Raw genomic sequence first — 13,450 nt, 5'->3', positions numbered from 1 at the left:
TTGAAGTAAGTTGAATGGATGAAAGATGTGTAACATTAGGAGCTTAATTCGATATCAAGTCTTCCAAAAACGTGCAGGATTGTGTAAGACTCGAATTCGAGACATTTGTTGAGATTGTAGGGGCTGCGGGGAACGACTCGCTTTCCGCGGGCGCGCGATGAGCCTCCTCGAGCAAAGCTCTCCGGGGTCTCATCCTGCACTCTCATCCCGCAGGAGTCTCCCCGTTCCCCTCCGCCCCTTTCTGTATTGTGGCTCTCGAAATCTGCTCCATATCCGCCTAAGTAAAAAAGAGGAGGATGTAAAGCATTTATGGCTGCTAAAATTCCGATTTAATTGCGTGTAGAAAGGAAGAGCGACAATTTTCCTTCGATTGAAAATATTCGTTCACTTTATATACAGCGGGGTTGGATGGGAAATAGCGAGACTCCCGCGGGAGAAGGAGCTAGGCGAGACCCCACAAGGAGTGATAACGACTGAGGAGGCTTGCCAGTTCCCCCGCAGGAAAGCGAGTTATTTCCCATCCAACCCCAGTCTTGATATGGCAACGGACCTGAAACATCTCGAAACTAAGTCTCCAAGAAGTGGGGAGCTATTATGTAAAAGAGGTCATCTGGATTTAATCTGAATATCTACATTAATTCTAGTATATTCATCTAATCAAAAAAGTCAGCCGGCTGAGGCTGACTCTTTTCAATAATTATGATGCTTTTCTTTCTTCACTGTCAGGCATAACCAGCGGCTGAGGCTTGCATTTCTTTTGCGTTAGCTCGGAAACTATGAAAATAAATACGAAAGCCGCCACACATGCTAGCGTACGGAAAGGAAACAATACGATTCCTTCATCCGTCATCATAGGATAAGGCAGAAACGCTGGAAGTCCAAGGGCGGGTTCACCACCGCCAATTCTTAGGAATGCGGCGACAATCAACCCCGCAATGGAACCATAAAGGTTTGCCTTCTTATAAAACAATGCCATCGTTAGTTGTGGAAACAAAATGGTATAAACTAAGTCTGAAGCTAAATACCAAAGAGTATAGACACTTTTAACATTCAACGCAATAATCATGGCACCTACACCAACAAGAATAATTGTGCGCTTAATGACTTTCTTTAATTTATCTTGGCTGGCATTTGGATTTATCAACGGACGGTAGATATTCCAGGATGCCATGGAGGAGGCAGACAGAATTGATGAATCCATGGAGGACATCACGGCTGCAGCCAAAGCTCCAAGCCCAATAGAAGATATAATGCCAGGGGTTAAGTACCGTAAGACATGCGGCAGAATAACCGATGGATTACTTGGTGACGGGAGTCCCAGGCTTGCCCAGTCAATATTAAATCCAACTACTCCAATGAGCACGGCAGGTACTGCGGCAATAATACAGATGATTCCGGCAGTAATGGAAAGCCACATCGCTGTTTTCTCATTTTTAGCGGATAGAACTCTTTGGAAGTAGACTTGCCAAGCGATACCACCGAAAATTAATAATAACGCATAATCCAGCCAGTTCCAGAAGTAATTTCCCCATTCAGGATCCTTCCAGCCATTTAATGGAGGGAACAAGTTAGAGTAAGACCCTAGCTCTCCAGAATAGTCACTCCATGCAGACTGGAGTCCGCCAACGTGGCCGAGGGCAAAAGGTACAACTAGAATCAGTCCGATTAGTAGGATTGCCATTTGGAAAACGTCCGTATAAGCAACGGCCCACATGCCGCCTGCAACTGTATAAGCAATAGCGATGACCCCTGATAAAATGATGGAGGTCGTGAAATCAATGTTTAGAATGGTTCCAAACGTCGTACCTAAAGCTGTTAAGATTGCTGCACTCCAAAACATTTCTCCCAGCAATGCGGGGATGTACAGAACACCTGCCATTCGTTTCCCGAACCGTTGCTCCAATGGATCAATAATCGTCATAAATTCATAACGGCGCATTTTTCTAGCGTAGAATATACCTCCGATAATTAGACTTAAGGCATATCCCCATGGAGCTTGTGCCCAGACGAGTCCATCAGTATAGGTAGATTCTGCCGTACCATTGACATAGCCGCCTCCTACCCAGGTTGCCGCCATAGTGAACATAGCAATTCCGAGCGGCAGGCTCCTTTTAGCGACCATCATATCTGATAGGGAACCGGACTTGTTTGTAGCGAGGAAAGCTCCGATGTAGTATACCAGGGCATAGAAGGCAATCATGGCAATGAACCCGCCCCATTGAATATTATCGTTAGTAACAGCGATGTAAATAACGAAAATGATTAATAATGTCCCCATTAAAATGAATGGACCATTTTTAGATAAGAAGGATTGTTTCGATTGTTTTTCCATCCATATCACTCCTTTGTTAGTATTCGGAATATTCCGTAAATCACAACAGACGTACGGTTTCCTTAAATAACTGCTCTCAGTTATTCGTAGAAGAGTTCGCAGTTCGTTCTATTCCAAGATGTAAGAACGAACGTCTACTGTTGGTTTAATGTGCAATTCCGTAGACTTGCCGACCGACTTGTCTAACTTGATTAATTTTATTAAGAAAAAATTTAATCTTTTTAACAGCTTTTACACTATCAATACTAGTAAAGTTTGTCAAAGTGAGAATTACACGTAAGGTAGTATAATTGGAAAATATACCTCACTAAAAAACACCAGCAGATGCGCTGGTGTCATAGATATGGGGGAAGGATAATTGATTTTTAAAGCAATTCGAAGATATGATCACAAAATCGGTTGATATGGTGCTGATTGTCAGGCGAGATTTGATAGATGTTAAAGACTAACTGATTCATTTGGTTTTGTAACACGTGTACGGGAAAGTTTTTATCAGCTTTTTTCCCCTCAACAAGCTGCTTTGCGCAATTCGTAACTGCAGTTTTCATAGCCGGAGAAGGTTCGATATAGGGCAGTTTCTTTATATATCCAGAGGTAATCATATTCGTTCGGTTCAATACTTTTCTAAGCATGTATTTAATCAAATTACTATTTAATAAGCCTAAAATATAGTAAAGGTCTTCCCTGTTGTTGGGAAACAGGTTAGCGTTGACACCAAACAAGCTTCCCTTTGGAAGGTAGGCGGCAGAAAAGTTTATCCCCATGGAAGAACAGGTGATGCCCTCTTTATAAAAGAAAGATTTGTTCCTTAAGACAAAGGTATGGCTATGCTCAGCGTAAACGGGCCAATCTTTATGAATGTAAAATTTAGGTGAATAGTACCATGCATCCTTATTTCCTCCATTTTTATAAAAGGGAATCCACACGTTTCGATCTTCTGTCCTCTCATCCGGCTTGATGAGGTAGTGACCGTCATTTCCAGTTGAAATTCCAGTACCTCCTTGAACCACAGAATCCAGCATCGTATATTCTTTATGAAAGTGAGTTAATATTTCCTGAGGAACATTAATAGCGAAATTTCTATTGGGAAGGTCTTCGTAAACCTGCTGAGGCAGGAATTGAATTCTCTCTGAAGGAGGAGAGGCATACTCTTCTTCCGCTAAGCGATCAACTAACCTCATAGGTTTTACGCTGTTTTTTTCATTAGGTTTACGTTTTACAATCGTTAAGATTGCCGTTCGGACATTCGCGTTTCCCATGTGAAACAGACGCCTTGGGGCCAGTATAATTTCCTGAATTTCTATTTGTTTTACTAGAAATCTTCGAAAGGCTCTATAATATGCGTTGGTTAAAAAGGAATCCTGAACAATCATGGTCAAGACTCCTCCATCTTTTAAAGTTTTCAGCCCATGATAGACGAATAAAGCATACAGGTTCGGAAGGCCTATTTCCTCGAACTGTTCACCCAGCCAATGTTTATTACTTTGAAAGTAAGAGCTTTGTCTTTTTGATTTATACGGAGGGTTTCCAATGATCGCATCATACTTAATTTCTTTCTCCTTCATTAAGAAATCCGTGTTTTCGAAATGAATCTCAGGGTGCGGATTTTTGATGTTTAAGTCGATATCAAAGGCATGCAATCGATCGGGAGGATGACCTTGTTTCAATAATTCATGAACAAATACACCTTCTCCCGTACAAGGATCAAGAATAAGCGGAGAGGAAGAAGAGTCCTTAAAATGGCTGAGAATTTTTTGGACCATGTATTCTGCAGTGGTTTGCGGTGTTTCGTACTGCCCCATTGCACGCTGATAAGATAACATAGATACCCCTCCTGTACGGTTGGGGTATATTTTACTATTACATAAGGTAAAAGTCACCAAATAATAGTTAATAAGAATTATTATTTTTGGGTATATTATAGTTATAAAGGTTCATTAATAGGGAAGAATTGCCGCCGGGAGCTGAAAGAAAAGCGTCAGATTTTTGTGGCATTTGGATTGTGGTCCATCTTCCGATATGATAATGAAGGAAAGAATAATAAAGGAGTGATCCTATGGAACATAGACTGAACAACTTTTCAGATTATCTAAATAACAATCAAGTAGACATGGCTTTTATTAATTCTACAGAAAACGTTTTTTACTTAACTGGTTTTCATACGGACCCGCATGAAAGGCTGCTTGGTCTGCTTGTGTTTAAAGAAGCTGATCCTGTCGCCATTCTTCCTAGCATGGAGGAAAGCCAGTTGCGTGATGCCGGCTGGAAGTACGATATAATCGGTTATAAGGATCATGAAGACCCTTGGAGCAAAATGAAGGATCAATTAAATGAAAAGGGCATTCATTCTGCTGACACGATCGGCCTTGAGAAGCAAGTGCTATCCTACGGGCGCAGTGAATCCTTATTCTCCCTTTTTCCAGAAGCGAAAGTAGTGGATGTGGAAGGACAGTTGAATGAAATGCGCGTCGTGAAAGACGAACAGGAAATTTCAATTATGAGGGAAGCGGCAGAGCTCGCTGATTATGGTGTGAAGATCGGAACGGAAACATTAAAAGAGGGAATTACAGAGATGGATGTTATCGCTGCCATTGAATATGAACTGAAACGAAAAGGTGTGACAGAAATGTCCTTTTCTACAATGGTTCTATTCGGTGAAAAGTCGGGTCAGCCACACGGTAATCCGGGGGATCGGAAGCTGAAACCTGGTGACTTTGTCCTCTTTGATCTAGGGGTAGTTTGGAAAGGGTATACTTCTGATATTACCCGTACATTTGCTTACAAGTCTGTTTCTGATCAGCAGCGCAGTATTTATGAGAAGGTTAAGGAAGCCTTAGAAGCTTCTCTTTCTATTTCCAAACCAGGAACTAGGATTGGAGATCTGGATCAAACAGCGAGAGACATCATTACCGAAGCGGGATATGGAGATAAGTTTCCGCACAGAATCGGCCACGGTCTAGGAATTAATGTACATGAATTTCCTTCTATGAGTCACTTAAATGACGGTACACTTCACACAGGTATGACCTATACCATTGAACCGGGAATCTATGATCCCGAAATTGGCGGCGTACGGTTGGAAGATGATGTGCTGGTTACTCAAGATGGATATGAAACGTTAACTAAAACACCAAAAGAATTGCGCATTATTGATTGAACGGAGTCAAGGTGGAGGACAGATGAAACTTCACAATAATAAAGCTCAGACAAAAACTCTTGAGATAAAGGCTGAGACAGAAGTTTTTTAGACATTATTTAAACCGAACGATGATGAAATGTTGAAAGACATGATTCCATCATCGTTCGGATTTTTTTGTGCTTTTTGAGGTAAGGTGTCCAGCCTTTCTACAAGACGAAGACAAGGGTTTGACCCCGAAATAGGCACCACGAGGAGGCACTCCTGCCGCCTGCGAAAAGCGGAGTATAGTTAGACTTTAAAAAAGTCTGTTCGTGTTTTCCATTCTTTTCTAAAATCCATTATCCAGTTACTCTGCTAGTTCCTATCATTTTTCATCCATTTAGAGATGAGCTTGAATCCCTGCATAGACTTCCCATTCGTTCAAAGTTTTACGGATGAGTCTTTGGGTGTCCAGCAGGCGGACTTGTCCGCAGTTTTCTTTATTAGCTAAGTCACATAAGGCAACCATGTCTAACAATTTAGCTTGCTGCAGCCAATTCTGCGGTAATTTACCTCCGTGTTTTAGGTAACTTGAGATAAAGGGCTTTATAAAAGAAGACTGATGAACATCTTCATACCTCAGCATGTTTCCAATATCAATTAATGGTGAGTGACTAAAGGCAAATTCCCAATCTAAAATTCCAGTAACTTGTATCCCGTCCGTGGCCTCTTTTATAAGAATATTCAAAGGGTTGAAATCACTATGTACTAATGAGGTATGGTTTCCGGTATGGTCAAGAAGATGGGCATGGTTCCTTGCCAGTCTGCTGATGTCTTCGGCCATTTCCGTGCCGGAATTTTGTAAGAACGGCTTGTCTGTAATGATCTTTTCTAGCATATGGATAAAGGATTCTGCACCAGATAGATCGAGTGGGTGAACGTTTAATTCTTCATCGAAAAAACCAGGTGACGAAAACTGAAAGGTATGGATGGCGGCTAAATGCCGTCCTGTTTCGTGTGCTGCTTGAATTAATTTCTCTTCTTCTTTTTTATCAAACATCTCAGATAGCTGATCACCATGTATCCAGCTTAATAGGATAACTGGATACTCGTAAGTCGATAATGAAAAGTCAGAATACAGAACTTCAGGAACGGGGACGGTGTCCTCCACTAGCTGCAGTACTTTCCTTTCTACCTGACCTTTCATTATTTCTCCATTATAAATCCGAAGCACATAACATTCTCCAGTCACTAGAGTAATTTTTACATTAGAATTACTTAGCCCTCCACTAAGCATCTCTAGTTTAAGAACTTCTTTTCCTTTTAAAAATGGCTGCAGCAGACTTGAGACAGTGGAGTGGTCTGGGATAATGAGTGGTTTGGAACGCTCCCATCCTCTTTTCATTTGAATCTCTCCCTTATCAAAAAAAGTGTCAACTATTCATCACGTTTCTATCATTAATCTAACATAAAATCTCCTGCCTCTTTAGGAGCTGGCAGCTAGGGTTGGACCACTACTAAGCCTCAAGTCTTAATAGAAAATATGGCTCTAGCTCATTATCTCAGCATTCTGCTCGCGGTAAGATAAGGATAAGAAATAAACAAGGAGGGAAATAAAATAATGAAAAAGTTCATGCTGTTTATCGCGGGATTGATTGCACTTGGAATCCTTCTTGCAAACCTAGGACCTATGGTATTGCTTGGCGTTAGCGTCTGGCTGCTGTATGTGGTATTTAAACAATTTATGAAGAGCGACTCCACAGCGGGAAAGATTGGCTGGGCAGTGCTTGGGCTAATCATCCTAAGCTTTGCTGTTTCTAATATCTACTCTGTAGTAGGTTTGGCTGCTGCTTACATTCTTTATATCATCTATAAAAAATGGAGCGGTAATAAAAATGAACACGTAACATCTTCCAAAAGTTCTGATCCCTTTTCTAATTTTGAAAAGCAGTGGGCAGAACTGAATAAATAAACTGAACTCTAAAGGAGAGATTATGAATGGGAAATCTATTTACTCGATTAAAAGATTCGATTTCAGCAGACTTACATGATGCTTTAGATCAAAAGGAACAACGCAATCCAATGGCGATGCTGAACCAATACTTGCGCGAAAGTGAACGAGAGACTGAAAAAGTACGAAAACTTGTGGAACGTCAATATCGGTTAAAGGATGAATTTGCCCGTGAGCATTTGAAGGCTCAAGAAATGGCCGAGAAAAGAAAGCGTCAGGCAGATGTCGCTCATCGGGCAGATGAAGAAGCCATGTATGAATTTGCCACGAAAGAACATGAAGAATACGTGAAACGTTCGGAACGATTAAAAGCCTCCCATTTAGAGGCAATGGAGCAGCTGGATCAGTTAGAGCGTAAATATGAGGAAATGAAACATCGATTAAAGGACATGCACCTAAAACGAATGGAGCTAATGGGAAGAGAAAATATTGCAAGTGCTCACCACCGTATGAATCAAGTGATCGAAGAGTCAGCGGATAAACCTTATTCAAAGTTTTCGGAAATGGACCAATATATTGAGAACCTTGAATACAAAGTAAACAGTGCCTACTATAAAAGCACTTTCGATAGTAAAATGGCTCAATTAGAGAAAGATTTACTGAAGAAAGAAGAAGTTAACAGCTAAATATAAATCATGGTATTATAAAAGGCGCAGAGTACTGCGTCTTTTATTAAAGAATTCATTTTATAAAGAGTGAAAGATATAGAAAAAACTCCATCATTAAGAATGGCACACTTGGGGGGACCTTTATGTTTAAAAATATCTCTACAGACACGATTAATTCCATCTTAATCATAGGGGTGATCCTCCTCGTGGTTGAAGTCGTTTTCTTTAATGGAGGGCTCATCTTCTCTATGTTATTTTCTGGCCTGTTTATCTATATAGGGTGGAAAAGATATTACAAACTATGGGGGAAAATCTTTTTTTGGATCGGAACACTCTCCCTGGTATTTACGGTATTAAGCATGATTGCTGTAAGATTTATTATTATCGCTATCATTGTCATCTTCGTAAGAAACTATTATCGATCCAAAAAAAATCCAGAACTTATTGTACCTGAAATTGAAGTTGAAGAATTTGAATTTCCAAGCGGGGGAAAGCTGTTATTTAAGCAGAAGTTCTTTGGGGATCAAACCACTGGAGAACATTCCTACCAATGGCGGGATATTAATATTCATGGTGGTTTCGGCGATCGGATTATAGATTTAAGTAACACAGTACTTCCCCAGGATGAAGCTGTCATTTCTATCCGTCATCTGGTGGGTAATCTTCATATTTATGTCCCTTATGACGTGGAGGTCAGTATCCACCATAGTGCATTGTTGGGAAAGGCGGCAATCTTTCAGTATAAGAAGGTTAAGATTTGGAATCAGTCTGCCTCCTACCAAACCCCGGGTTATCTTCAAAACAAGCCGAGAGTCAAAATAATTACTTCTCTTCTATCCGGCGATATCGAGGTGAAGAGAATATGAGTGTATGGCAGCGACAGATCGTGATTGGTGTCAGTACATTTGTCCTTTTTTCACTTCTGATCCTTTTGTTTACCTTTATGGGGTTCCCAATCCATTCCTGGTCTGAATTGTGGGAAAGACAAGTATTAAGCATGCCCTATATATTCTTAGTTATAACGATTTCCGTCTCCGCAGGTTTACTGATAGGCATTGCACAGGGCTGGTACTGGAGAAGACATTTACATGGAATAGACCACCAACTAAATGAAATCTCTCATGGTCACCCTGTTGCTTATGAAGATCCTGATATCCAAGAGTTTCAGCTGATAGAAGAAAAGATGAAGCAGATTGAAAACAAGTTCCGCAAGCAAGCTGAATTATCCCAGCGCCTGGCTACTGAACGGGCAAAAGAACGAGAAAAGAGTCTTCAGGAAGTGGTTATTCAAGAACGAAACCGGCTGGCAAGAGAACTACATGATTCTGTCAGTCAGCAGCTTTTCGCAGCATCCATGATGATGTCCGCGATCAATGATTCCACTGAGCAAGAACCTGGTGGCAGTCATAAACAATTGAAAATGGTTGAAAAAATGATTCATCAATCCCAGCTGGAAATGCGTGCACTGCTTTTGCATCTGCGTCCTGTAGCGTTGAAGGATAAGACTTTATCAGAAGGAATAGAGGAATTACTTTATGAACTCACACAAAAAGTTCCTTTGGAAATTGATTGGTCAGTGGAAGAAATCGGTCTCGACAAAGGATTAGAAGATCAGCTATTCCGGATCCTCCAAGAATCGGTTTCCAATACATTGCGCCATGCCAAAGCCCATACATTAAATGTGGCCCTGATTGAAAGAGAAGGCAATATTATTCTAAGAGTAGTGGATGATGGGATAGGTTTCGATGTAGAACAAGAGAAGGCGAGCTCTTATGGACTTCAAACCATGCAGGAGAGAGCTTTCGAAGTGGGCGGAACTTTGAAAATTGTCAGTCTGAATGAACAGGGAACGAGACTTGAAGTCAAAGTTCCTTATCGTAAAGAAGGAGGAGAGACTTCGTGATCAAGGTATTATTTGTGGATGACCATGAGATGGTGCGAATCGGTGTGTCAGCATACTTGTCCGCACAAAAAGATATTGAGGTTGTGGCAGAAGCAAGTGATGGAGGGGAGGCTATTGACTTAGCATTAAAGCACCGCCCTGATATCATTCTGATGGATCTTGTTATGAAGCAGATGGATGGCATAGAAGCAACTAAACATATTATGGACAAGTGGCCGGAAGCGAAGATTATAATTGTTACCAGCTTTTTGGATGATGAAAAGGTTTATCCAGCCCTGGAAGCAGGAGCTGCTAGTTATATGCTGAAAACTTCTAAAGCTGAAGAGATTGCCAGGGCAATCCGTGCTACATATGAAGGACAGTCTATTCTAGAGCCCGAGGTCACCGGAAAAATTATGACAAAAATGCGTAAACCTGCTTTAGACGCTCCTCATGAAAATCTGACCAATAGAGAAATGGAAATTCTAATGCTGATGGCAGATGGAAAAACGAATCAAGAAATAGCCGATCAGCTATTTATCGCTTTGAAAACGGTCAAAGTCCATGTGAGTAATATACTTGGAAAGCTTGAAGTTCAAGATCGTACTCAAGCTGTCATCTATGCTTTCAAGCATGACCTTGTACAATAAAAGAAATCCTGCGTTGCCATGCCGCGGGATTTCTTATTTATTTCCGGGGCGTGTCTAAGCGGATATTCCGCATTTGTACGTTTTCCATTTGTGGCGAGCTTCATCGGAAGCGGATCTCCACCCTTATTCGGAATTATATATGGCTGCGGACCTTTGTTAACTCAAATAAAGTCATTAGCATAGGGAATAACATGCAACTCAATAAATCTTCAACACATAACTGCTTTTATTAAGATTTCAAATATATTAAGAGGTTAAAACGAATAAAGTAAAGAACCAAGGGCTTTAAGCTATGATGTTTTACTTTTATGATGCCCACATTTAAAACCTGAACGGTATGTAAAGGTAGGTAAAAAAATGACGCAAGCAGGTAAGTACGGCTATCTCTTCCGCTATTATTTGGTACAATTTAATTAAAGAAGCAGCTGCTTACAGGCATGTGGTTTAACTGTCTGGGGAATAACATAAGTAGAGGTGAGATCATCGAAGTGGAAGAATAATATTGCTGATAGCTTTGACTGGAACGAAGAAATTTAACAGGAATCAGCCAATAAGGTAAGCCAATTTGTTAAAGATGGAGAAATAATCGGAGCGGGTTCAGGGTCTACCTCTTATCTTGCTCTTTGTGCCATCGGAAAACGAATCAAAGAAGAAAATCTACATAGTACTGTGATCCCATCCAGTGAAACAGCACTAAATTGCGTGAGATTGGGCATCCCGCAATCAACATTGTTGGATTGCCGTCCTGATTGGGGGTTCGATGGGGCAGATGACAAGAAGCGGCTAATCAAAGTACGCGGAGGGGCAATGCTCACCGAAAAGCTAGTGATGGCAAGCAGCATCCCTGGAGTGGTGGAAGCCGACTTATTTTTTGATTATAACGTGGAAATTTTAACAATTTAAGCCCATTTATCTAATAATCAATGGTACTCGTTCTCGGATTTTCTATAATAGTAATAAAACCTTCAATAAAAGGGGAATCATTATGGGACTGCCAAAGAGGATTACTTATCAGGATGATCGATACCCGTTTATCGTACTCACGCCCATTGGAAAAAAGAATAAGCAAATACGGTCCATAGGGCATAAAACAGAACGGGGCTTGTTATCGCGCTTAAATGATGCGGTCAGTGATCAGATTCGTATTCAAGCTTTAGATACTTGCCAGTTGAAGAACTACCTGAATATAGAAGGGCAGGCAGTCATTCCGGTCCCTTTTTTAAAAGATGAAACGGTTTACCCCCATTTCCTCCGCCCAGAGCTATTTCTCTGGAAAGAACTGAAAAATGAACAAGGTCTGCCGTTACTTGCGGATTATGTATATGATATTGATTTCACCCAGTTATCATCAGAGAAGTTAGAAGTCCATATTGCAGAAGTTATTGAAGATTACATGTTTCTAGCAGACGTAGCCACGCAGCCCAGAGAGTATTGGTTAAAAAGGATTGCCACTGCCTTCCATCGGCATCCGATTGTTCAGTTAGCTCACAAGAAAAAAGACGTCATTCATGCCGTAGAAACGATGAACCAATCCGCTTTACTATCCCTGTTAAAGTATCCAGAAGATATTGCCTACTGGCGGCATCGAGCGGAAATCATTATGCGGCCGTTTCGGTCTCTTCCTAGTGACTGGCTGAAGAAATTGAACTCTAGCTGCAGCCACGAGAAGCATTTGCAATTTGACGCTCCTTCCCGCACGATCTGCTGTTATTGTGAAGCTTGTGACTTTTGCCTTTTTTACCAGGTAGATGAAGATACGGTACAATTTGAAGAAGAATTTGATGTCTTGAAAGCAGAAAAGAGACTCATTACTACAGAACGTCAATTTGATGAAATTGCTAGAAAGAACAAGCGGCTTTTAGAACAGCTTCAGCAGTTAAAAACCATAAAAAAACAACTTTGGATCGCTAGGAAACAGCTTGATGAGTGTTTAAGGGTTACACGCCAGATTGAACGGTATCAAAAGAAAGTCAATATATTTAAAGATTATCCCATCCTTCAAATGTATGATCAATTATCTAAAACAGAACTTCCAGAAAGAAAAAGAGCTTCCATATTAATTTGGCTTGCTGGGGTGGAATTGTATGACGTGAATATTGTGAAACAGCTGCCTCTATGGCTGCAGTACATTCCAGAGAATGTTTATCCGCTTACCGGTCATATCTTAGAAGAACTTTCTGAACGGCTGGAAGAAGTGCGGTATGCTGAAGAAGATGTAATTATTACGATCAAGGGCAAGCCATTAACCTATGCGTATGTTCAGCAGATTTTAGACTTGATTCATTACTATGGAACCGATTATCCTGCCCACACACTGGTGCAGATTCTGGCAGGGAAAACGACGAATAAGCTTAGAACCCTGTATTTACATGAAACTCGGTGGTTTGGTTTGTTATCCGATTGGCCAGAAAAATATATTCAAAAGCTTTTCACACAACTGGAGAAACAGGGGTGGCTGATGAAGCAGCAAAAAGGATATTCAGTAAGTGACTTTGCAGAAGAAGTCATGTGAATCCGATAGCGGAAGCGCCTCGGAAGCTGCGAAATGCATAAGCAAAACCATGAAGCGTGCTTTTGCCACAGAATGGGGTAGCTTATGTCACGAGTTAGGCAGGAGCTGGATGTAGCTAAAAGCGGAGAGGTGCTTTTAATCCCTCCGTGCTAAGCCAGCCGGCAGCAAGAGGGCGATTTCCCCCTTTGTATATCTAAGAGTTACCTTAACTTTATAAAAAACAGGGCTACCCTTGGTGGGCCTGTCTATATTTGTATGGTAAGCGCTTTATTATGCTATAATTCTAATTAACTTAATCAAAAAGTTCCTTCTTAACTTTCTGAAATTCAAGGTTTTT

The 13,450-nt window shown here is 41.0% G+C and carries 11 protein-coding genes; 8 read left to right on the top strand and 3 right to left on the bottom strand.

Annotation, left to right across the window (positions count from 1 at the left end; all coding sequences use genetic code 11):
* Positions 1-697: 697 nt before the first annotated feature.
* On the bottom strand, positions 698-2,278 hold the full coding sequence (locus Q7A53_RS14440) for a high affinity choline transporter 1 (RefSeq protein ID WP_411789885.1): 1,581 nt from the start codon (positions 2,276-2,278) through the stop codon (positions 698-700).
* A 419-nt stretch (positions 2,279-2,697) separates the two neighbouring features.
* Entirely contained in the window at positions 2,698-4,155 is a 1,458-nt protein-coding gene (locus Q7A53_RS14435; RefSeq protein WP_411789882.1) for an Eco57I restriction-modification methylase domain-containing protein, read from the bottom strand.
* A 233-nt stretch (positions 4,156-4,388) separates the two neighbouring features.
* Between Q7A53_RS14435 and Q7A53_RS14430 the strand changes: the two genes are divergently transcribed.
* Complete coding sequence (locus Q7A53_RS14430; protein ID WP_411789881.1) at positions 4,389-5,489, top strand: M24 family metallopeptidase; 1,101 nt, start codon at positions 4,389-4,391, stop codon at positions 5,487-5,489.
* A 361-nt stretch (positions 5,490-5,850) separates the two neighbouring features.
* Here the strand turns inward: Q7A53_RS14430 and Q7A53_RS14425 are convergent, their stop codons facing one another.
* A complete protein-coding gene (locus tag Q7A53_RS14425; protein ID WP_411789880.1) occupies positions 5,851-6,855 on the bottom strand; it encodes a phosphotransferase family protein in 1,005 nt (334 codons plus the stop codon).
* 216 nt (positions 6,856-7,071) lie between these two features.
* Here Q7A53_RS14425 and Q7A53_RS14420 point away from each other — a divergent pair, with 216 nt between their 5' ends.
* The 7 genes from Q7A53_RS14420 to Q7A53_RS14390 all read left to right on the top strand — a co-directional run bounded on the left by Q7A53_RS14420 (position 7,072) and on the right by Q7A53_RS14390 (position 13,113).
* Positions 7,072-7,422 (top strand): lmo0954 family membrane protein, encoded by a 351-nt coding sequence (locus Q7A53_RS14420; protein ID WP_411789879.1) that lies wholly within the window; start codon positions 7,072-7,074, stop codon positions 7,420-7,422.
* Between the two features lie 26 nt (positions 7,423-7,448).
* Positions 7,449-8,087: a PspA/IM30 family protein gene (locus Q7A53_RS14415; protein ID WP_411789878.1), complete on the top strand. Its 639-nt coding sequence runs from the start codon at positions 7,449-7,451 to the stop codon at positions 8,085-8,087.
* 125 nt (positions 8,088-8,212) lie between these two features.
* On the top strand, positions 8,213-8,935 hold the full coding sequence (liaF, locus tag Q7A53_RS14410; protein WP_411789877.1) for a cell wall-active antibiotics response protein LiaF: 723 nt from the start codon (positions 8,213-8,215) through the stop codon (positions 8,933-8,935).
* A complete protein-coding gene (locus Q7A53_RS14405) occupies positions 8,932-9,972 on the top strand; it encodes a sensor histidine kinase (protein ID WP_411789876.1) in 1,041 nt (346 codons plus the stop codon). Before liaF ends, Q7A53_RS14405 begins: the two co-directional genes overlap by 4 nt.
* A complete protein-coding gene (locus Q7A53_RS14400; RefSeq protein ID WP_411789875.1) occupies positions 9,969-10,601 on the top strand; it encodes a response regulator in 633 nt (210 codons plus the stop codon). The genes Q7A53_RS14405 and Q7A53_RS14400 overlap by 4 nt, the downstream gene beginning before the upstream one ends.
* 669 nt (positions 10,602-11,270) lie before the next feature.
* On the top strand, positions 11,271-11,504 hold the full coding sequence (locus tag Q7A53_RS14395; protein WP_411789874.1) for a ribose-5-phosphate isomerase A: 234 nt from the start codon (positions 11,271-11,273) through the stop codon (positions 11,502-11,504).
* 82 nt (positions 11,505-11,586) lie between these two features.
* On the top strand, positions 11,587-13,113 hold the full coding sequence (locus tag Q7A53_RS14390) for an RQC-minor-2 family DNA-binding protein (RefSeq protein ID WP_411789873.1): 1,527 nt from the start codon (positions 11,587-11,589) through the stop codon (positions 13,111-13,113).
* The last annotated feature ends 337 nt before the right edge of the window (positions 13,114-13,450 follow it).

The organism is Halobacillus rhizosphaerae (genome assembly GCF_046719735.1).
Taxonomy (GTDB): domain Bacteria; phylum Bacillota; class Bacilli; order Bacillales; family Halobacillaceae; genus Halobacillus_B; species Halobacillus_B rhizosphaerae.
Note: the sequence above shows the minus strand (reverse complement) of the source record. Positions and strands in the feature narration are given on the sequence as shown.

Coding starts and splice junctions, on each gene's coding strand:
- Q7A53_RS14405 (WP_411789876.1), top strand. CDS start 8,932: ATGAGTGTATGGCAGCGACAGATCGTGATTGGTGTCAGTACATTTGTC.
- Q7A53_RS14435 (WP_411789882.1), bottom strand. CDS start 4,155: ATGTTATCTTATCAGCGTGCAATGGGGCAGTACGAAACACCGCAAACC.
- Q7A53_RS14390 (WP_411789873.1), top strand. CDS start 11,587: ATGGGACTGCCAAAGAGGATTACTTATCAGGATGATCGATACCCGTTT.
- Q7A53_RS14415 (WP_411789878.1), top strand. CDS start 7,449: ATGGGAAATCTATTTACTCGATTAAAAGATTCGATTTCAGCAGACTTA.
- Q7A53_RS14430 (WP_411789881.1), top strand. CDS start 4,389: ATGGAACATAGACTGAACAACTTTTCAGATTATCTAAATAACAATCAA.
- Q7A53_RS14440 (WP_411789885.1), bottom strand. CDS start 2,278: ATGGGGACATTATTAATCATTTTCGTTATTTACATCGCTGTTACTAAC.
- Q7A53_RS14425 (WP_411789880.1), bottom strand. CDS start 6,855: ATGAAAAGAGGATGGGAGCGTTCCAAACCACTCATTATCCCAGACCAC.
- liaF (WP_411789877.1), top strand. CDS start 8,213: ATGTTTAAAAATATCTCTACAGACACGATTAATTCCATCTTAATCATA.
- Q7A53_RS14420 (WP_411789879.1), top strand. CDS start 7,072: ATGAAAAAGTTCATGCTGTTTATCGCGGGATTGATTGCACTTGGAATC.